The 19,988-nt window shown below is 70.8% G+C and carries 20 protein-coding genes; 11 read left to right on the top strand and 9 right to left on the bottom strand.

Features of this window, described 5'->3' with window-relative positions:
• Window position 1: 1 nt before the first annotated feature.
• Window positions 2-547, bottom strand: coding sequence for a ribose-5-phosphate isomerase (locus tag ABEA46_RS05710; protein WP_345543408.1), 546 nt, complete (start codon window positions 545-547; stop codon window positions 2-4).
• A gap of 80 nt (window positions 548-627) precedes the next feature.
• Window positions 628-1,827 carry a ferrochelatase gene (locus ABEA46_RS05715; protein ID WP_345543409.1) on the bottom strand — a complete coding sequence of 400 codons (1,200 nt, stop codon included), beginning with the start codon at window positions 1,825-1,827 and terminating at the stop codon, window positions 628-630.
• A 281-nt stretch (window positions 1,828-2,108) separates the two neighbouring features.
• Here ABEA46_RS05715 and pepN point away from each other — a divergent pair, with 281 nt between their 5' ends.
• The 8 genes from pepN to ABEA46_RS05755 all read left to right on the top strand — a co-directional run bounded on the left by pepN (window position 2,109) and on the right by ABEA46_RS05755 (window position 11,776).
• Window positions 2,109-4,655, top strand: a complete 2,547-nt coding sequence (gene pepN / locus ABEA46_RS05720; protein WP_345543801.1) for an aminopeptidase N — start codon at window positions 2,109-2,111, stop codon at window positions 4,653-4,655.
• Window positions 4,656-4,805: 150 nt separating this feature from the next.
• Window positions 4,806-5,717 (top strand): ABC transporter ATP-binding protein, encoded by a 912-nt coding sequence (locus ABEA46_RS05725; RefSeq protein WP_345543411.1) that lies wholly within the window; start codon window positions 4,806-4,808, stop codon window positions 5,715-5,717.
• A complete protein-coding gene (locus tag ABEA46_RS05730) occupies window positions 5,714-6,517 on the top strand; it encodes an ABC transporter permease subunit (protein WP_345543412.1) in 804 nt (267 codons plus the stop codon). The genes ABEA46_RS05725 and ABEA46_RS05730 overlap by 4 nt, the downstream gene beginning before the upstream one ends.
• Before the next feature lie 10 nt (window positions 6,518-6,527).
• A complete protein-coding gene (locus ABEA46_RS05735) occupies window positions 6,528-7,790 on the top strand; it encodes a sensor histidine kinase (protein WP_345543413.1) in 1,263 nt (420 codons plus the stop codon).
• Window positions 7,787-8,476, top strand: coding sequence for a response regulator transcription factor (locus ABEA46_RS05740; protein WP_345543414.1), 690 nt, complete (start codon window positions 7,787-7,789; stop codon window positions 8,474-8,476). The genes ABEA46_RS05735 and ABEA46_RS05740 overlap by 4 nt, the downstream gene beginning before the upstream one ends.
• Before the next feature lie 36 nt (window positions 8,477-8,512).
• The gene (locus ABEA46_RS05745; protein ID WP_345543415.1) at window positions 8,513-9,604 is read left to right on the top strand and encodes a mechanosensitive ion channel family protein; all 1,092 of its coding nucleotides are present in this window, start codon (window positions 8,513-8,515) and stop codon (window positions 9,602-9,604) included.
• On the top strand, window positions 9,601-10,080 hold the full coding sequence (locus ABEA46_RS05750; protein WP_345543416.1) for a globin: 480 nt from the start codon (window positions 9,601-9,603) through the stop codon (window positions 10,078-10,080). The genes ABEA46_RS05745 and ABEA46_RS05750 overlap by 4 nt, the downstream gene beginning before the upstream one ends.
• Before the next feature lie 31 nt (window positions 10,081-10,111).
• The gene (locus tag ABEA46_RS05755; RefSeq protein WP_345543417.1) at window positions 10,112-11,776 is read left to right on the top strand and encodes an FAD-binding dehydrogenase; all 1,665 of its coding nucleotides are present in this window, start codon (window positions 10,112-10,114) and stop codon (window positions 11,774-11,776) included.
• 13 nt (window positions 11,777-11,789) lie between these two features.
• Here the strand turns inward: ABEA46_RS05755 and ABEA46_RS05760 are convergent, their stop codons facing one another.
• Complete coding sequence (locus tag ABEA46_RS05760; RefSeq protein ID WP_345543418.1) at window positions 11,790-12,467, bottom strand: DUF8185 domain-containing protein; 678 nt, start codon at window positions 12,465-12,467, stop codon at window positions 11,790-11,792.
• A gap of 121 nt (window positions 12,468-12,588) precedes the next feature.
• Between ABEA46_RS05760 and ABEA46_RS05765 the strand changes: the two genes are divergently transcribed.
• A complete protein-coding gene (locus ABEA46_RS05765; protein ID WP_345543802.1) occupies window positions 12,589-13,449 on the top strand; it encodes an acyl-CoA thioesterase in 861 nt (286 codons plus the stop codon).
• A 34-nt stretch (window positions 13,450-13,483) separates the two neighbouring features.
• Here ABEA46_RS05765 and ABEA46_RS05770 read toward each other — a convergent pair whose 3' ends face one another.
• From ABEA46_RS05770 to ssb, 4 genes are all read right to left on the bottom strand, one after another.
• Complete coding sequence (locus tag ABEA46_RS05770; protein WP_345543419.1) at window positions 13,484-14,002, bottom strand: acyl-CoA thioesterase; 519 nt, start codon at window positions 14,000-14,002, stop codon at window positions 13,484-13,486.
• A gap of 74 nt (window positions 14,003-14,076) precedes the next feature.
• On the bottom strand, window positions 14,077-15,756 hold the full coding sequence (gene ettA / locus ABEA46_RS05775) for an energy-dependent translational throttle protein EttA (protein ID WP_345543420.1): 1,680 nt from the start codon (window positions 15,754-15,756) through the stop codon (window positions 14,077-14,079).
• Between the two features lie 75 nt (window positions 15,757-15,831).
• Window positions 15,832-16,308 carry a DUF6993 domain-containing protein gene (locus ABEA46_RS05780; protein WP_345543803.1) on the bottom strand — a complete coding sequence of 159 codons (477 nt, stop codon included), beginning with the start codon at window positions 16,306-16,308 and terminating at the stop codon, window positions 15,832-15,834.
• 134 nt (window positions 16,309-16,442) lie between these two features.
• Entirely contained in the window at window positions 16,443-16,994 is a 552-nt protein-coding gene (gene ssb / locus ABEA46_RS05785; protein WP_345543421.1) for a single-stranded DNA-binding protein, read from the bottom strand.
• A gap of 222 nt (window positions 16,995-17,216) precedes the next feature.
• Here ssb and ABEA46_RS05790 point away from each other — a divergent pair, with 222 nt between their 5' ends.
• Window positions 17,217-17,480, top strand: a complete 264-nt coding sequence (locus tag ABEA46_RS05790) for a hypothetical protein (protein WP_345543422.1) — start codon at window positions 17,217-17,219, stop codon at window positions 17,478-17,480.
• A gap of 6 nt (window positions 17,481-17,486) precedes the next feature.
• Here the strand turns inward: ABEA46_RS05790 and yczR are convergent, their stop codons facing one another.
• Window positions 17,487-18,911 (bottom strand): MocR-like transcription factor YczR, encoded by a 1,425-nt coding sequence (gene yczR, locus ABEA46_RS05795; RefSeq protein ID WP_345543423.1) that lies wholly within the window; start codon window positions 18,909-18,911, stop codon window positions 17,487-17,489.
• A 62-nt stretch (window positions 18,912-18,973) separates the two neighbouring features.
• On the opposite strand from yczR, the gene yczE reads away from it, so the two are divergent.
• On the top strand, window positions 18,974-19,621 hold the full coding sequence (yczE, locus tag ABEA46_RS05800) for a membrane protein YczE (RefSeq protein ID WP_345543424.1): 648 nt from the start codon (window positions 18,974-18,976) through the stop codon (window positions 19,619-19,621).
• A 49-nt stretch (window positions 19,622-19,670) separates the two neighbouring features.
• Here yczE and ABEA46_RS05805 read toward each other — a convergent pair whose 3' ends face one another.
• On the bottom strand, window positions 19,671-19,883 hold the full coding sequence (locus ABEA46_RS05805) for a methyltransferase (RefSeq protein ID WP_345543426.1): 213 nt from the start codon (window positions 19,881-19,883) through the stop codon (window positions 19,671-19,673).
• Between the last annotated feature and the right edge of the window lie 105 nt (window positions 19,884-19,988).

Below are 19,988 nucleotides of genomic sequence, written 5' to 3' on the forward strand. Positions count from 1 at the left end.
GTCAGCCGGCTTCGGGGTCGAACGAGCTGTCGTCGTCGGCGAGCACGTCGGCCTGACCGGGCGTGGCGCGCGGGTCGGGCTCCAGTGAGCCGTCGGCCTCGTAGGCGGCCAGTTGCGCGATGCGACGCGCGTGGCGCTCCTCGCCCGAGAACGGCGTCGCGATGAAGCGGTCGATGAAGGTCGCCGCCTCTTCGAACGTGTGCTGACGCGCGCCGATCGCGATCACGTTGGCGTCGTTGTGCTCGCGGGCGAGCTCTGCCGTCGCGATGCTCCACACCAGCGCGGCGCGCACGCCCGTCACCTTGTTCGCCGCGATCTGCTCGCCGTTGCCCGAACCGCCGAAGACGACGCCCAGGGTCTCGACGCCGGCGGCCTGATCGCGCACGACGGCCTGCGCCGCGCGGATGCAGAACGCCGGATAGTCGTCCAGCGGTTCGTACTCGATCGGGCCGTGGTCCACGACCTCGTGCCCCGCGGCGGCGAGATGGTGCTGAAGCTGCGTCGAGAACTCGAGGCCGGCGTGATCGGTCGCGATGTGGATGCGCATGGGCTCAATCCTAGAGAGGGGCGGGCGGGGGAAGACGGGATGCCGCGGGGCGGGCACCCACGCGGCAGCAGGCTCGCCGCTCAGGGTGCGATGCCCGCGGCGGCGGGCTTGAAACCGGCGCGGACGTTCTCGCAGCAGGCCGGGCGGCACACGTCGAACCAGGGGCCGAGGTCGGTGAGGTGCGGCCGGTCCGCGGCCGGCGTGCCGTTCAGGCGCTCCTGGACGAGGTCGACGAGCCCCGACACGAACACCGGGTCGACGCCCGGCGTGGGGGTGCGCACGGCTCGGATGCCAGCCTCTTCTGCGGCCTCCATCGCCTCGGTGTCGAGGTCCCACAGGACCTCCATGTGGTCGCTCATGAACCCGACGGGCACGATCGCGACAGCCTGGATGCCCGCGGCCGGGAGTCCGGAGATCACATCGTTGACGTCGGGCTCGAGCCAGGGCTGGCTCGCAGGGCCCGAACGAGACTGGTACACGAGGTCCCACCCGACGCGCTCGGCGCCGGGGATCTCGGCGGCGACGGCGGCCATCACGACCTCGGCGACGGCGAGGTGCTGCGCCGCGTACGCGCCGCCCTCCCCCAGCTCGCGGTGCAGCTCGTCGCCCTCGCGCGGGCCCGAGCGCTCGGCGTCGGCGGTCGGGATGCTGTGCGTCGAGAACAGCACGCGCACGGCCTCTGGGGCGATCCCGTCGCCGAGGAACCCGGCGACCGCCGCGCGCACGCCGTCGACGAACGGCTGCACGAACCCGGGGTGGTCGAAGAACTGGCGCACCTTGTCGATGCTGACGGTGCCCTCCAGCTCCGTCTCGGTCAGCACGCGTGCGAAGTCCTCGCGGTACTGCCGGCAGCTCGAGAACGACGAATAGGCGCTTGTGGCGAGGGCCAGGAGGTTCGTGTCGCCGGCGGTGGCGGCATCCCTCACCGCTTCGTCGAGATACGGCGACCAGTTGCGGTTGCCCCAGTAGACGGGCAGGTCGAGGCCGCGGCGGGCGAGCTCCGCTTCGAGCGCGGCCTTGAGCGCGCGGTTCTGGGCGTTGATCGGGCTCACGCCGTCGAAGTGGCGGTAGTGGTGGGCCACCTCTTCGAGGCGCTCGTCGGGGATGCCACGACCGCGGGTGACGTTGCGCAGGAACGGGATGACGTCGTCCTGGCCCTCGGGACCGCCGAAGCCGGCCAGCAGGATGCCGTCGTACGCGACCGGCTGCTCCACGAACGGAGCACCGGAGGCGGCAGCGGGAGAGGCGAACGGGATGAGGGGCGGTTCGGCAGGACTCACCCCTCCATCCTGACACCGTCGCCCGGGGCCGACACGCCGATACCCGGCATTCCTCGCTCCGGGGGCGCGTCGGCTGCGGAGCACCGTCTCCCCGACGTCGCTCTGCCCGCGGAGGTCGCGCATGCCCGCAACCACGTCAGAGGGCATTTCGGGGCGCACACCACGTAGGCTGGGACGGTTGTCGTGGGCGCCAGCAGTGCTCACGACGGCCGCCGGAACGGGCCTGCGCATCGCGGAGGCGTCGAGATCATCCGTCATCCTCACCCATGGGAGCCACAGCAGTGCCTGGAGAGAACCTCACCCGCATCGAGGCGCAGGAGCGCCGCGCGATCGTCGACACCCAGTCGTACGAGGTCGCACTCGACCTGATGAAGGGCGCCGAGGTCTTCGGATCCCGGACCGTCGTGCGCTTCACCGCGACGCCCGGCGCCGCGACGTTCATCGACCTCATCGCGCGCGACGTGCGCGAGATCACCCTCAACGGCCGGTCCATCGACCCCGCCGCCGCGTTCGCCGACTCGCGCATCGCGCTGACCGACCTCGCCGCCGACAACGAGCTCGTCATCGACGCCGACTGCCTCTACACCAACACCGGTGAAGGCCTGCACCGTTTCGTCGACCCCGTCGACGGCGAGGTGTACCTGTACTCGCAGTTCGAGGTGCCCGACTCGCGCCGCGTGTTCGCGGTGTTCGAGCAGCCCGACCTGAAGGCGACGTTCCAGTTCACGATCACGGCCCCCGAGCCCTGGAAGGTCGTCTCGAACTCCCCCACGCCCGAGCCGACGGCGCATGGTGATGGGAGCGCCACGTGGGTCTTCGAGGCCACGCCGCGCATCTCGTCGTACATCACGGCGCTCATCGCCGGCCCCTACGAGGCCACGTTCTCGGAGCTCACGAGCGCCTCGGGCCGTGTGATCCCGCTCGGCGTCTACGGCCGCAAGAGCCTGTGGCAGTTCCTCGACGCCGACTACATCTTCGACAAGACGCGTGAGGGCTTCGCGTACTTCGAGGAGAAGTTCGACTTCCCGTACCCGTTCGCCAAGTACGACCAGCTGTTCGTGCCCGAGTTCAACGCGGGCGCGATGGAGAACGCCGGCGCGGTGACCTTCACCGAGACGTATGTGTTCCGCTCGAAGGTGACCGATGCCGTCAAGGAGCGTCGCGTCGTCACGATCCTCCACGAGCTCGCCCACATGTGGTTCGGCGACCTCGTCACCATGAAGTGGTGGAACGACCTCTGGCTCAACGAGTCGTTCGCCGAGTGGGCGTCGACGATCGCCACCGCCGAGGCCACCGAGTGGACCGAGGCGTGGACGACCTTCAACGCCATGGAGAAGACCTGGGCATACCGCCAGGACCAGCTCCCCTCGACTCACCCGGTCGTGGCGCAGATCAACGACCTCGAAGACGTGCAGGTCAACTTCGACGGCATCACGTACGCGAAGGGCGGGTCGGTGCTCAAGCAGCTCGCCGCCTGGGTGGGCATCGAGGCGTTCTTCGGCGGCGTCGCGGCGTACTTCAAGAAGCACCAGTGGTCGAACACCGAGGTGGGCGACCTGCTCGCCGAGCTCGAGGCCACCAGCGGCCGCGAGCTGTCGACCTGGTCGAAGAAGTGGCTCGAGACCGCGGGCGTCAACACGCTCGCCCCCGAGATCGTCACCGACGTCGACGGCAAGATCACGCGCTTCGCGATCGTGCAGACGGCCCCGGCCGACTACCCGACCATCCGCCCGCACCGTCTGGGCGTCGGGTTCTACGACCTCGAAGGCGACGCGCTCGTCCGCGTCCACCACATCGAGCTCGACGTCGACGGCGACCTCACCGAGGTGCCCGAGCTGAAGGGCATCGCCCGCCCCGCGCTCGTGCTGCTGAACGACGAGGACCTCGCTTACGCCAAGATCCGCCTCGACGCGCAGTCCCTGCAGACCGCGATCGACCACCTCGGCAAGATCAGCGACCCGCTCGCCCGATCGCTGGTGTGGGGTGCCGCGTGGGACCAGACGCGCGACGCCGAGGCATCCGCATCCGACTACGTCGATCTGGTGCTGCGAAACATCGGCGCCGAGACCGAGTCGACCACCGTCCGCACGACGCTCGGCCAGCTCCAGCTCGCCGCGAACTCCTACGTCGCCCCCGAGAAGCGCGACGCGACGCGCGCGAAGGTCGCCGACGCGCTGTGGGAGCTCGCGCAGTCCGCCGAAGCGGGCAGCGACAGCCAGCTGCAGTTCGTGACCGCGTTCGCCTCGGCCGCGGCCACGGCCGCGCAGTGGGACAAGGTCCGCGCCGTCCGCGAGGGTGCCGAGACGTTCGCCGGACTCGAGGTCGACACCGACCTGTCGTGGCAGCTGCTCGTCTCGCTCGCTGCCGGCGGCGTCGTGACGGCCGCCGACATCGACGCGGCACTGGAGGCCGACAACACCGCCAAGGGCGGCGAGTTCGCCGCGCAGGCGAAGGCGGCGCTGCCGTCCACCGAGGCGAAGGACGCCGCCTGGGCCTCGCTCGTCGACCGCGACGACCAGCCCAACACGATCGTGCGCTCCGCGGCGCTCGGGTTCGTGCACCCGGCCGGCCGCGACCTGCTCGCCGGCTACGTCGCGCGGTACTTCGACGCGCTGCTGCCGGTCTGGAACTCGCGCACCTACCAGATCGCGCAGTACCTGATCGTCGGGCTCTACCCGGCGCCGCTCGCCGACGTCGCGCTGCGCAACGCCACGCGCGCCTGGCTCGAGGCCAACGCCGACGCCGCTCCCGCGCTGCGTCGCCTGGTGGCCGAGAACCTCGCCGGCGTCGAGCGGGCACTCGCCGTCCAGGACCGCGACGCCCAGTAGCCCGCACTCCTGATCGAGTGGATGCCTCGGTCCTGCGCCCCGCGCAGGACCGAGGCATCCGGCATTTCGGCACCGCGGTACCACGCCGTCGCCGACACGTCATCCCGCGGACCGATGTGCGGGTCCCTGCGCCCCCATAGCGTTGACGACATGATCGTTGCAGAACAGCTCACGAAGCGATTCGGAGACAAGACCGCCGTGTCGCAGGTGTCGTTCACCGTGCAGCCGGGGAAGGTCACCGGATTCCTCGGCCCGAACGGCGCCGGCAAGTCCACCACCATGCGCATGATCGTCGGGCTCGACAGCCCGACCGCCGGCCACGTCACCGTGAACGGCACGCCGTACCGGCAGATGCGCGCGCCACTGGCCGAGGTGGGCGTGCTCCTGGACGCCAAGGCCGTCCACACCGGCCGCTCTGCGCGAAACCACCTGCGCGCGATGGCCGCCACCCACGGCATCGGCCGCGCGCGCGTGGACGAGGTGATCGAGCTGACCGGCATCGGCTCGGTGGCCGACAAGCGGGCCGGCAAGTTCTCGCTCGGCATGGGCCAGCGCCTCGGGATCGCCGCCGCGCTGCTCGGCGATCCGCACACGCTCATCCTCGACGAGCCGGTCAACGGCCTGGATCCCGAAGGAGTGCGCTGGGTGCGGCAGTTCGTGCGGCACCTCGCCTCCGAGGGACGCACCGTGCTGCTGTCGAGCCACCTCATGAGCGAGATGGCGCAGACCGCGGACCACGTCATCGTGCTGGGACGCGGTCAGGTGCTCGCCGACGCCGAACTGTCGGCACTCGTCCGGGCGTGGACGAGCAACACGGTCCTCGTGCGATCGCCGCGCCTGGCAGAGCTCGCGGCGGCCGTGTCGGGCCCCGACATCACCGTGACCGCCACCGAGCCCGGCGCCGCCGAGATCACCGGTGTCACCGCCGCGTCGCTCGGCGACCTGGCCGCATCGCTCGGCATCCCGGTGCACGAGCTCACCTCACGCACCGGCTCGCTGGAGGACGCCTACCTCGCTCTCACCGGCGAAGCCGTCGAGTACAAGTCCAAGGAGATCCGATGACCGCCATCGCCACCGAGCAGGCCACGCGTTCGCGCACCGCCTCGCCGTACCGCCTCAGTTTCGGCCACCTGCTGCGCAGCGAGTGGATCAAGATCATGTCCGTCCGCTCGACCTGGTGGTCGCTCGGCGTCGCCGCCGCACTGTCGATCGGCATCTCGATGATGATCGCCGCCGCGTCGTCGAGCTTCGGGCCGGGCTTCCCCGCCGTCAGCGCCATCCTCTCGCCGACGCAGTTCACGATGCTCGTCGCGGGCATCCTGGGCGCCATCGTGATCACCGGCGAGTACTCGACCGGCATGATCCGCTCGACCCTCACGGCCGAGCCGCACCGCGGAGCCGTCGTCGCCGCCAAGGCCGTCGTCCTCGCAGCGCTGATGGCGGTCGTCACCGTCGTCACGTACGCCGTGGCGATCGTCGCCACCGCTCCCCTCCTCACCGAGGGCATCGACTGGTCCGAGCCGTCGCTGTCGATCGTGCCGCTCGCGTACGGCGTGCTCTCGATGGTCGCCTTCACCCTCATCGGCCTCGGGTTCGGCTTCATCGTGCGCAACGGCGCCGGTGCCATCGCCGCGACCGTCGGCGTGCTCTTCGTCCTGCCGATCGTGGTGAGCATGTTCGCCATGGCCGGCGAGGGCTGGCGCTGGATCGTCGATCTCGGCCAGTACCTGCCGATGAACGCCGCGTCGACCCTGACCGCCCCGGGCGGCGAGGACCTCGTGCCGGCGCTGCTCGCCCTGGTGAGCTGGACCGTCATCCCGCTGCTGGTCGGCTGGGGCGTCCTGCGCACGCGCGACGCGTAGAGTCGAGCGCATGGCTCGCCGCCGCAGCTCCGCATCCGCCCCGGCGGATGCGGAGCTGCTGCTTCCTCGGCCGCCCGGAGTGATCCGCCAGTTCTGGGCGCGGCATCCCCTCTTCACCGACATCGTCGTGGCCGTCATCGGCTTCCTCATCGCCCTGACGACGGCCGGCCCCGTCGGCACCGGCGACGCCGACCCCGGCGCCGCGTTCCACATCGTCTCGATGATCATCGCCATCGCCGCCGCGGCGTCGCTCATGCTGCGCCGGCGGTGGCCGCTCCTGCCGTACGCACTCGCCGTGCTGCTGCAGCTCGTGATGCTCGCGTACCCGTCCGCGGCCGGCTCGCCCCTCCTGATCCTCTCGATGTACGCCGTCGCGGTGTACGGATCGAGCCGCCTGTGCTGGATCGCGTACGGCGTCGGCATGGGCGCCATCGCGATCGTCGGCGGCCTCGGCGTGCTCGTTGGCGCCGTGGACCTGCAGGCGGCGCTCAACGCGCTGCTGGCAGCGGCCGTCGTCGCCCTCGTCGGCGCGCTCGTCGGCATCAACATCGGCAACCGCAAGCGCTACCTCGAAGCCGTCATCGACCGCTCGCGCCAGCTCGTCGTCGAGCGCGACCAGCAGGCGCAGCTCGCGGCCGCGGGCGAACGCTCACGCATCGCCCGCGAGATGCACGACGTCGTGTCGCACTCGCTCACCGTGATCGTGGCGCTCTCGGAGGGCGCCGCCGCGACCTCCGACGCCGCACGGGCGCGTGGCGCGATGGAGGCCGCAGCGACCACGGCGCGTGAGGCTCTCGCGGAGATGCGCACGATGCTCGGCGTGCTGCGGGACGGCGATCTGGACGCGCCGCTGGCTCCCCTCGCCCCGGTGTCGCCGTACGACGTCGTCGCGGCGGCGCAGCGCGCGGGCTACCCGGCGACGCTGGTCGTCACGGGCGCTGCGGACCTCTCGGACGGGGCACAGTACGCGCTCGGGCGCATCGTGCAGGAGGGCGTGACCAACGCCATGCGTCATGCTCCGTCGGCGACCGGCATCCGGGTGAGCATCGAGCACGGCGCGGATGCGACGAACGTCACCGTCCGCAACGACCGAGCCGAGCCGTCCACCGCGCCCGGCGGCTTCGGACTCCGCGGGATCGCCGAACGCACCGCGCACATCGGCGGCACGCTGTCGGCAGGACCCGACGGCGCGGGCGGCTGGGAGCTCACCGCGTCGATCCCGGTGACCGCGCCCACGCCCACCTCGGACCCCGGCAGCGAGGACGCCTCATGACCGACGCCGCCCCCATCCGCATCCTGATCGCGGACGATCAGGCGCTGATCCGCGTGGGCTTCCGCCTGGTGCTCGAAGCCGAGAACGATCTGGTCGTCGTCGGCGAGGCCGGCGACGGGCAGGAGGCTGCCGACCTCGCCGCCCGGCTGCGACCTGACGTCGTGCTGATGGACGTGCGGATGCCCGTGCTCGACGGCATCGCGGCGACCGCGCTGCTGGCACGCGTGGCCCCCGAGACGCGGGTGCTCGTGCTCACGACGTTCGACCTCGACGAGTACGCGTTCGGCGCGCTGGAGGCTGGCGCGAGCGGCTTCCTGCTGAAGGATGCGCAGCGCGCCGAGCTGACGTCGGCCATCCGCGCCGTGCGCCGGGGCGACACGCCGCTCTCACCTCGCATCACCCGCGTGCTGCTCGACCGGCTGGCCGCGCAGCCGCCGGCGCAGCCCGCGCTCCCCGACCCCACCGGTGAGCTCACTGAGCGCGAGCGGGAGGTGTTCCTCGCGATGGGCCGCGGCTACACCAACACCGAGATCTCGCAGCAGCTGTTCCTCAGCGAGTCGACAGTCAAGACACACGTCGGAAGGGTGCTGGCGAAGGTCGGCGCGCGCGACCGCATCCACGCCGTGATCCTCGCGCACCGGCTGCGGCTTCTCGGCGACGACGAGCCGCTGCCGCCCCTGCGCTGAGGTCTTTCCAAGGCCGCGATCGTTAGGCTGGAAGGGATGAACTCCGTGCCCCTCGAAGATCCTCCCGCCATCACCACTGCGACGTTCTGGCAGAGCGTCGGCGACTTCTTCGTGTCCGCCGGGTGGAACGTGCTGACAGTCGTCTGCATCATCGTCGGCGCCTTCCTGCTGGTGTGGATCCTGCGCTTCGTGATCCACCGCGTCGTGAACCGCATCGTCAACGGCGCGAAGAACAAGGCCAACGTCGACGACACGCAGGCGCTCGAGCGCTCGCCTCTCGCCTCGGTGCGACTCGTGCAGCGCACGCGCACGCTCGGGTCGATCCTCAGCAACATCGTCAACGTCACCGTCGTGATCATCGCGCTGCTGCTCATCATCAACGTCCTGGCCCCGACGGCACTCGGCTCGCTGACCCTGCTGACGGCTGCGGTGGGCGCCGGCCTCGGTTTCGGCGCCCAGAACATCGTCAAGGACGTGCTGAACGGCATCTTCATCGTCGCCGAGGACCAGGTGGGCATCGGCGACGTCGTCGACCTCGGTCTCGCCACCGGCATCGTGGAGTACGTGAGCGTCCGCGTCACCCACGTGCGCGACGTGAACGGCACCCTCTGGTACGTCCGCAACGGCGAGATCACCCGCATCGGCAACCTGTCGCAAGGCTGGTCGCGGGTGATCCTCGACCTGTCGGTGGCGACCGACTCCGACATCGACGAGGTCGAGCGGGTCATGCTCGACACCGCGAAGGGCCTCGCGAAGGACCCGAAGTGGCGCACGCGGATCATCGAGCAGCCCGAGGTGTGGGGCCTCGAGTCGATCTCTGGCGACGCCCTGGTCATCCGCCTGGTGATCAAGACCCGCGCGAACGCCAAGGACGACGTGGCACGAGAGCTGCGCATGCGTCTCAAGCACGCGATCGACGAGATGGGCATCTCGCTCCCCTCGCTCACTGCCGTCATGCCGTCGGGCCTCGAGGGTGCGCAGCGGGTGCGCGGCGCGAACCCGCCCAGGACGCGGCCCAACCCCGTCGCGCCGGCCGCGGAGGGCGCCGTCTGGAAGCCCAAGCGCACGAGCAAGAAGAAGACCACGTCCGGCGACGAGTCCGGCACGACCCCCGGAGCGACCTCATGACGGATGCGAACCCGATCACGTTCTACGAGGAGATCGGCGGGCACGACACCTTCGTGCGCCTCGTCGACATCTTCTACCGGGGCGTCGCCGACGACGAGGTGCTGCGGCCGATGTATCCCGAAGAGGATCTCGGTCCGGCCAAGCACCGCCTCACGACCTTCCTGGAGCAGTACTGGGGCGGCCCCACGACCTACGGCGAGGAGCGCGGTCACCCGCGGCTGCGCATGAGGCACGCCGGCTTCCACATCGATCCCGACGCCCGCGACCGGTGGCTCGCCCACATGCGCGCGGCCGTCGACGAGATCGAGCTGCCTCCCCTGCACGAGGCGACGCTGTGGGACTACCTGCAGCGTGCCGCATATGCCATGGTGAACACGTTCGAGCCGTCCGGCATCGGACCGTCCGCGGGCGCCCGGGCTGCGGCATCCATTCCCGTCACCGCCGCGCCGCCCGCGCAACCCGACACCACCCGCTGAATTCCCCCCACCCGCCGACGAAGGAGTCGACATGCCCGCTGCCACCCATCGCACCGACGTGCTCGTGATCGGATGGGGGTTGGCCGGACTCGTCGCGGCCGCCGAAGCCGTCGCCGCCGGCAAGCGGGTGACGATCGTCGACCAGGAGCCGCGCACCAACCTCGGTGGTCAGGCCTGGTGGTCCTTCGGCGGGCTGTTCTTCGTGGATTCGCCCGAGCAGCGGCGCCTGGGCATCCACGATTCGATCGAACTGGCGCGCCAGGACTGGTTCGGCAACGCCGGGTTCGACCGCGACGAGGACCTCTGGCCGCGCCGCTGGGCCGAGGCGTACCTGCAGTTCGCCCACCAGCAGAAGCGCGACTGGCTGCGCAGCAAGGGCGTCGGATTCTTCCCGATCGTCGGCTGGGCCGAGCGCGGCGGCTACACCGCGATCGGCCCCGGCAACTCGGTCCCCCGCTTCCACATCACGTGGGGCACCGGCCCGGGGCTCGTGGCGCCGTTCCAGGCCGAGGTCGAGGCCGGTGAGGCCGATGGCCGTGTGACCATCCTGCCGCGGCACCGCGTCACGGCGCTGACGGTCGCGGGCGGCGTCGTCACCGGCGCCTCGGGTGACGTGCTCGAGCCCTCGGGCGCGAGCCGCGGCGTCGCGAGCTCCCGCGACGTGGTCGACGGCTTCACCGTGACCGCCGAGGCGACGATCGTCGCGTCAGGCGGCATCGGCGGCAACCACGATCTGGTGCGCCGCGCGTGGCCCGAGCGACTCGGCACTCCCCCCGAGACGATGATCACGGGCGTGCCCGCATACGTCGACGGCTCGATGCAGCCCGTCTCCGAGGCCGCCGGCGCGCGCCTCATCAACGGGGACCGCATGTGGCACTACGTCGAGGGCATCCAGAACTGGGATCCGGTGTGGCCGCAGCACGGCATCCGGATCCTCCCCGGTCCGTCGTCGGTGTGGCTGGACGCCACCGGAGCCCGGCTGCCCGTACCGCTGTTCCCGGGCTTCGACACGCTCGGCACGCTCGCACACCTCCGCGCCACCGGGTACGACCACTCGTGGTTCGTCCTGTCGCAGAAGATCATCGAGAAGGAGTTCACCCTCTCGGGCAGCGAGCAGAACCCCGACCTCACCGGCAAGGACGTGCGGCTTCTCGCCAAGTCCCGGCTGGGCAAGGGCGCGTCGGGCCCCGTGCAGGCGTTCATGGACAAGGGCGCGGACTTCGTCGTCCGCGAGAAGCTCGACGACCTCATCGCCGGGATGCAGGCGCTGCCGGGCGGCGAAGCGCTCGACCCCGAGCGGGTGCGGATGGAGGTGGAGGCGCGCGACCGCGAGGTCGACAACGACTTCACGAAGGATGCGCAGATCGCGATGCTGCGTTCGGCCCGTGCGTTCCGTGGCGACAAGCTGATCCGCACGGCGACTCCCCACCGCATCCTCGCCCGGGACTCCGGTCCGCTCATCGCGGTCAAGCTGCACGTGCTCACGCGCAAGTCGCTCGGCGGCATCGAGACAGACCTGTCGGGTCGCGCACTCGGCGCCGATGGGACACCCGTTCCTGGCTTGTACGCGGCAGGTGAGGCCAGCGGCTTCGGCGGCGGCGGCGTGCACGGCTACCGCGCGCTGGAGGGGACGTTCGTCGGGGGATGCCTCTTCTCGGGGCGCGTCGCCGGCCGGGCGGCCGCCGCCGCGGTCTGAGCCGTCGGCCGCGTCAGGCCGATGCGGGGCCGGTGCGGCGCACGGGGGTGAGCCCCGACACCATCGGTCCACGGACCACGATGTGCCCGCGCTGGAGGCTGACGCGGCTCCACGGACCGCTCGCGTACACGCGGGCCGTCTCTGCGCCGCTGATGAAGCCCATGCTGAGCGCGGCGAATGCCACGCCGAGCGGCAGTCCGCCGAGGTCGTCGTCCGGCGCCCCCCACACCGCGGCGCGCACGGCGCGCACCACGTCCTCCCCGGCGTCGGTCGGCACCGACTCCGAGACCCGCGCGATGCCGCCTTGCGCCTTGGCGGCGAGAGTGGATGCCTCGATCCCGGGCCGCGGCTCCCATCCGCCGCGCGGCGGTGCGATGCCGGCCCATGCCGCCGACACAGCGGTGTCGGGCAGCGCCAGCGCACGGGGATCGTCTGTCGCCGCAGCGAGGGTGGATGCCTCGACCACGACGTCGCATACCAGCTCGGGGTCGGCGGCCAGCGTGCGCATCGCGAGGACGGTCGGCGTCGAATCGCCGAGCCCGCGGGGCGCGAGCGGGGCCGCGGTCATCGCCAGGACACCGCCGGTGGCCTGCAGCCGGAGACCCTCGACCGTGAACCGTGCCGCCCGCCCCGCGAACGTCAGAGCGTCGGCGGCGGAGGCGGGATCGGCGAACAGCAGGCGGGGAGACATCGCCCCCTAAGCTACCAAGCGGAACGAGGGGCGCAGTCCGCCCTCTGTCCACGCACCGACGACGAGGAGACCCGTGAACGCCGAGCACCCCGCAGATCCATCCACCGACGCCGTCGCGTCGATGCTCGCGGTGCTCGACCTGAGCGGCTCCGACGCCCGGACGACCGAGGACATCTTCACCGGCCGCTCGCAGTCGATGCCACTCGGCCGCGTGTACGGCGGCCAGGTGCTCGCGCAGTCGATCGTCGCGGCATCCCGGACCCTCCCGGATGACCGCAAGGTGCACTCGATGCACGGGTACTTCCTGCGGCCCGGCGACTCGGCGAAGGGCATCACGTTCTCGGTCGACCGCATCCACGACGGCCGCTCCTTCTCGACGCGCCGCACGCAGGCCTACCAGGAGGGCGTGCCGATCTTCTCGATGATCGCGTCGTTCCAGGACGAGGACCCCGGGCTCGAGCATCAGGCGCCGATGCCCGCCGGCGTGCCGCACCCCGATGACCTGCCCGACGTCGAGGCGCAGTTGGACGGTCTGCACCCGATGACGAAGAGGTTCTTCACCGACCGGCCCGTCGAGCTGCGCCACATCCCGGCGCCGATCTACACGGCCGTCGATGGGCCGCGGCGTCCCGACCAGATGGTGTGGATGCGGGTGCGCCGCCCGATCCCCGCCGACCCGGCGATCCACCGGGCCGCGCTCGCCTACCTGACCGACCTCACGATCCAGGAGTCGATCCTGCGTGCGCACGGCATCGCGTGGACGACCCCCGGCCTCAAGGTGGCAAGTCTCGACCACGCGATGTGGTGGCACCGTTTCGGCCGCGTGGACGAGTGGATGCTGTACGTCCAGGAGTCCCCGAGCGCACGCGGGGGCCGGGGCCTCGCCACCGGCCGCATCTACAGCCAGGGCGGCGCGCTGCTGGCCAGCGTCGCGCAGGAGATCATGGTGCGCGTGCCCGATGAGCGCCTGACCGGCGCCTGACGCCGCACAGGCCCCGTCTGCTGTGAGGTCCGGGTCAGTGGCGGTACCCGTACGAGATGGGCTCGCCGACGTACGGCGCCCACGCGGCGCGTTCGTCGGCCGTGAGGCGCAGCGGACGCCCGGTGGCGGCATCCACCTTCACGATCACCGTGGTGGCGCGGGCATAGAGCTGCCGGCCGAGGTCGGCGGTCTCGACGGGACTGTAGACCTCGTAGCAGACCTCGATGCTCGAGCCGCCGATCTTTCCGAACCACATCTGCACGTCGAGAGGATGCCGCTGGTAGGGCACCGGAGCGAGGTATTCGATCTCTTGCCGGGCGATGAGGGTCAGCACGCCGCTGAAGATGCTGGAGTCCAGCACCGCGGTGGGCGGTGCCGTCTCACCCGGCGCCGGCACCCAGAACGCGCGCACGCGCGCCTCTTCGAGGAGCTTCAGCATCGACGTGTTGTTGACGTGATTGAACGCGTCGAGGTCGCCCCATCGCAGGTGGATGGGGATGTGCAGGCGACCGCTCCGCTGGGGAGCGGTCGCCGCGCCATCGGCATCAGTCACTGGTGATCCTCGCTTCGCTCGTCACCACGCGCTTCGATCGCCTCAGCATCCGGGCTCGCTCGGCTGCCTTCGGCTCAATCGCGTGTCAGCTTGCGGTAGGTGGTCCGGTGCGGGCGCGCGGCGTCGGCGCCGAGACGGTCGACCTTGTTCGCCTCGTACGCCTCGAAGTTGCCCTCGAACCAGTACCACTGGTCGGGGTTCTCGTCGGTGCCTTCGTACGCCAGGATGTGGGTCGCGATGCGGTCGAGGAACCACCGGTCGTGCGTGATGACCACCGCGCAGCCGGGGAATTCGAGCAGTGCGTTCTCGAGCGACTGGAGCGTCTCGACGTCCAGGTCGTTGGTCGGCTCGTCCAGGAGCAGCAGGTTGCCGCCCTCTTTCAGGGTGAGCGCGAGGTTGAGGCGGTTGCGCTCACCGCCCGAGAGCACGCCGGCCTTCTTCTGCTGGTCGGGGCCCTTGAACCCGAACTTCGACACGTAGGCGCGCGACGGGATCTCGGTCTTGCCGACCGTGATGATGTCGAGGCCGTCGGAGACGACCTCCCACAGCGTCTTGTTGGGGTCGATGTTCGCGCGCGACTGGTCGACGTAGCTGATCTTGACCGTCTCGCCGATCTTCAGGTCGCCACCGTCGAGCGGCTCCAGTCCGACGATCGTCTTGAACAGCGTCGTCTTTCCGACGCCGTTGGGGCCGATGACGCCGACGATGCCGTTGGGCGGGAGCGTGAAGCTCAGGCCGTCGATCAGCGAACGCCCGTCGAAGCCCTTCTGGAGCTTCTTCGCCTCGATGACGATGCTGCCCAGGCGCGGCCCCGGCGGGATCGTGATCTCTTCGAAGTCCAGCTTGCGGGTGCGGTCCGCCTCTGCCGCCATCTCTTCGTAGCGGGCCAGACGCGCCTTCGACTTCGCCTGGCGCCCCTTCTGGTTGGAGCGGACCCAGTCGAGCTCCTCGGCGAGGCGCTTGGCGAGCTTGGCGTCCTTCTTGCCCTGGATCGCGAGGCGCTCGGCCTTCTTCTCGAGGTAGGTCGAGTAGTTGCCCTCGTAGCCGATGAGTCGGCCGCGGTCGACCTCGGCGATCCACTCCGCGACGTTGTCGAGGAAGTACCGGTCGTGCGTGATGGCGATGACGGCGCCCGCGTACTTCTGCAGGTGCTGCTCGAGCCACAGCACGCTCTCTGCGTCGAGGTGGTTCGTGGGCTCGTCGAGGAGCAGCAGATCGGGCTTCTGCAGCAGCAGCTTCGCGAGGGCGACGCGGCGGCGCTCACCACCCGAGAGGTTCGAGACCGCGGCATCGGCGGGCGGGGTGCGCAGCGCGTCCATCGCCTGCTCGAGCTGGGAGTCCAGGTCCCACGCGTCAGCGGCGTCGATCTCTTCCTGCAGCGTGCCCATCTCGGCCAGCAGCGCGTCGAAGTCGGCGTCAGGGTCGGCCATGAGCGCCGAGATCTCGTTGAACCGGTCGAGCTTCGCCTTGATCGCGACGCCCTCCTGGATGTTCTCGAGGACGGTCTTGGACTCGTCGAGCTCGGGCTCCTGCATGAGGATGCCGACGGTGAACCCGGGCGACAGCTTCGCCTCGCCGTTGGACGGCGTGTCCAGGCCCGCCATGATCTTGAGGATCGTCGACTTTCCGGCGCCGTTCGGGCCGACCATGCCGATCTTGGCGCCCGGAAGGAACGCCATGGTCACGTCGTCGAGGATCAGCTTCTCGCCGACCGCCTTGCGGGCACGAACCATCGAGTAGATGTACTCAGCCATCGCGTTTGTGTTCTCCTTGGGATCGGACGTCAGCGTCCCAGCCTACCGGCCGGGGATCGGCCGGGCGGGCGGCGCTCACCAGTCGATCGGACGCGTCTGCCCGATCAGGCACGTGCCCTCGGCGACGACGGGCACGACGACCGTGACCGGATCGCCGGTGGCCGGGCCGACCTGACCGACCAGGCACTCGTCACCCCAGCGCACCGAGAACTGGATGCTCTCGGCCGGGTTGCCCACCGTCGACCGATCGTTGGTGACCTGCATCGCGGATTTGTCGAAGCCTGCGGCGACGAGTGCATCGATGTAGGCGCGGCCCGAGACGCGGTCATCCGTCGCCCAGACGGCCGCCGTCACGGCGGCGAAGTAGGGAAGGTTGTCGCCTGCTGTGCCTTCCGGCACCAGGACGGGTGCGGTCTGCGTCGGCGACTGGGTCGCACCCGGGCTGGGCGAGCCGCTGGAGGTCGGACCGGTCGTGGGCGCCGCGGACGTCGCGCTCTCGGTGGGGGTCGGCGTGGCCGGTGCGCACGCGGTCAGGACGACGATGACCGTCATCGCCAGCAGTCCGAGCGCTCCGCGCCGTGCCTGCGGAACCGCGGCGTTCGCAGCGGGTGCAGGGAGTCGGGCCACGGATGCAGTCTACGTGCGCCCGCCCGACTCCCCGCTGAACGCCGTGGGACCGGCATGCTTCAGAACGGCGCGTCAGCCGAACCGGCGTCGTCGGCGCCACCGGCGGCCGCACCCACCAGTTCGGGGACAGGCGGTTCCGCCAGCACGGCAGCGCGCCCGTCGCCACCGAGGCCGGGGGTCGCCCAGGCGTCGCCGCCCGCAGGGGTCTGCCATGCATCGGCCGGGACCGGATCGACGGCTCGGCGCCGGTCGTCCTTGACGAAGGTCGTGGTGCCCCACAGCAGGTCGTGCCCCAGGGCGTCGGCCTCGATGTCGAACGCGATGCCGCTCTTCTCGCCGCTCTCCCACTCGCGCTGCCGGAGCCGACCGGTCAAGATGACGCGGTCGCCCCGGTGCAGCGAGGCGAAGGCGTGGTCGGCCAGACCGCGGAAGACCGAGACCGTGTACCAGTTGGTGCCGGAGTCGACCCAGCGCTCGGTCTGCCGGTCGAACTTGCGCTGCCCGCTGGCCACCCGGAACGAGGTGATGGGCAGACCGTTCTGCGTGCGCCTGAACTGCGGGTCGCTCGCCACGTTGCCCGTGACGGTGATGCTGTCGTACTGGTCGCTCATATCGGTTCCTCTCTGTGCGTCGGGGTCGATCCCCGTTGGCTCCGCCGGCGCCCCGTGCCCGAGGACGCCGGCGGTGGGTTCAGCCTGACCGAGACAGCGCGCCGGTGGGACCGATGCCCTCCGATCTGGGGATTGTCCGTCGCCCCAGCCCGATGGGGAGGAAGCGATGACCACCGGCCGATGTCGGAGGTCGAACGTATCTTCTAATCGAAGGGAGGCGACATGACGAACATCCTCGAACTGGCCCCGCTCGACGTGCCGCACGTGTCGAGCCGCAGCCAGGTCCGGCTCGATCGCGTCGCGCCGGACCTCTGGCGGGTCATCGACCGCGCCGGTCTGGTGATCGGCCATCTTCAGATCGTGTCCGAGCGCGAGGGCACCCGGTATCGCGCACGGCGATTCCACGCCACTGCGCACGGGTTCCGAGACCTCGGCGACTTCTGGAACGCCGACGACGCGGTCGACGTGCTGCGACTCGGCCGCTGAGTCGCCTCAGACCACGGCGCCGACGTGCTCGACCACGGCGGTCGGCGCGCCTGCCCGCACAGCCGCCCACGAATCGGCGAGCACCCGCGCCGCCCGCACCATGTCGTCGGGCGGTGATGTGAACGGCACGCGGAGGTGGCGATCATGACCGCCTTCGATCGAGAAGCGCGATCCGGCGGTCAAGAGCACTCCGCGGGAGCGGGCCTCCATCACCAGCGCCGAACTGAGCGGGGCATCGAGCTCGATCCACAGGGCGACTCCGCCGTGCACATCCGGGATGCGCCACGACGGCAGGTTGTCCCGCAGGGCGCCGACGACGGCATCCCGCCCCGCGCGCAGCAGCGCCGAACGCTGCGCCACGATCGCGTCGAAGTCGCCGAGCAGGCGCGCCGCGATCGCCTGCTCGAACTCGGGCGTCCCCAGATCATGCGCCGGCCGGGCCGCGACCAGCCGGCGGATCAGGTCACCATCGGCCCGCACCCATCCGACGCGCAGGCCACCCCAGACCGTCTTGCCCAGCGAGCCGATCCGCACGACCGTCCCCGGCTCTGCGCCGTCGAACCCGGCCGCGAGCGGACCGCGATCGATGTCGAGGTCACCCGTCGTCTCGTCGAGCACGAGGACGGTGCCCGCACGCTCCCCCGCCGTGAGCATCGCCTCCCGTTCGGCGTCCGACATGCTCCGCCCGGTCGGGTTCTGAAAGTCGGGCATGAGGTATGCCATGACCGGGAGCGTCCGGGCGAAGACCTGCTCGGCGCGGTCGATGTCCCATCCGTCAGCGGTCGTCACGGGTACGCCGACGAGTCGGCCGCCGGCCCGTCGCAGCGCATCCACGGCGTGCGGGTACGTGGGCGTCTCGACCACGACCCGGTCTCCGCGCCCGAGCAGCACCGACGAGACGAGGTGGATCGCGCTCTGCGCGCCGGTGGTGACCAGCACCTCGTCCGGCGACGTGGGGATGCCTCGGTCGGCGTAGCGCTGGGCGATCTGCTCGCGGAGCTCGATCCCGCCGAGCACGTCGTAGCCGACGCGTGAGATGAGGGCAGCGGCACCGGTCGCCTCTTCGGCCATCACGCCGGCCAGTCCGGGCCACGCAGGCGGACTGGCCTGCTGAAGGTCGATCATCCCGGGAGAGGCCGCCGCCCGGCCGGTGTCGCGGTGCCCGACGGGCAGCGTCACACTGCCCGACCCTCGCAGACTCGCGATATGGCCCGTGTCGCGCAGACTGCGGTACGCCGCGGCGACGGTGCTGCGGCTGACGTGCAGCGCGCTCGCGAGTTCACGCTCGGCCGGCAGGGTCGTGCGCGGAGCCAGCCGGTTGTCGAGGCACAGCAGCCGGATGCCGTCGGCCAGTGCCTCATACGCCGGTTCTCGCGTGCGCCATCCACCGAGCGACACGGCGAGGGCGCGGGCGGAGACGCGGGAGTCCATGGGTGCCAGCCTAGTCGCATTGGACTGGTCTCTTCGTGCCAATTGTGCGATTGGATGGCCTCATGCCTCGTCGTATCGCCCAGCTCCTGATCGGACTGTTCCTCTACGGCGCCGGCTGCGCGCTCACCGTAGAGGCCGGTCTCGGCGTCGATCCGTGGACCGTCTTCGCGCAGGGGCTGTCGCTGCGGACCGGCATCGGGATCGGCTGGATCACGAACATCGTCGGCTTCTTCGTCCTGCTGCTGTGGATCCCGCTGCGGCAGCGCCCGGGGGCCGGGACGATCGCCAACATCCTGCTGGTCGGCACGAGCATGCAGCTCGTGCTCGGCGTCGTGCCACCGGTGACCGGCCTGCTCGCGCAGGCCGCGACCCTGCTCGCCGGCATCGTGGTGGTGGCCCTCGCATCCGGCCTCTACATCGGCGCGCGCTTCGGCCCGGGGCCGCGCGACGGCCTCATGACGGGCCTGAACTCGCGGCTGGGCTGGCCGATCTGGGTGTGCCGCGCCCTCGTGGAGCTCACCGTCCTGGCCATCGGCTGGCTGCTCGGCGGAACTGTCGGCATCGGCACCGTGCTCTTCGCTGTGCTGATCGGGCCGCTGGTGCATGTCGCGCTGCCGCTGCTGGACACGCGTCGGACGACGCGCATCGCAACTGCCGAGCCGGCCGGAGGCGTCGCCGCCCCCGGCCCGTTGACCGAACCGGCACCCTGACGACCGTGCGCCGCGGACGGACCGCTGCCGGCCGCGGCGACGTCCCGGCTCAGTGCTCCTGGAACTGCGGCCAGTCGCTGCCCGGTGTCATGCGTGCATGAAGGGCGCTCTTGGCGACCTCCATCGTGGGGAACGTCCCTGCGGACTGGTCGGCTCCGGCCATCGTGACCGTGTAGCCGTCCTCGTCCTTGCGGATGCTCCCGACGACGCCGCCGGCGCCGAAGGCGACCCACAGCGGGTGGTGCGTCTCTGTGGTGCTCATCGTGAACTCCTTTCGATGCCTCCGCTGCAGACGCTACGCCGCGACGCACGGAGAAGCCAGAGTCCGCAGCGGCGTTGCGCGACCGGGTAATCTGGGAACTCACCC

The sequence above is a fragment of the Microbacterium jejuense genome, assembly GCF_039544225.1.
Classification (GTDB): domain Bacteria; phylum Actinomycetota; class Actinomycetes; order Actinomycetales; family Microbacteriaceae; genus Microbacterium; species Microbacterium jejuense.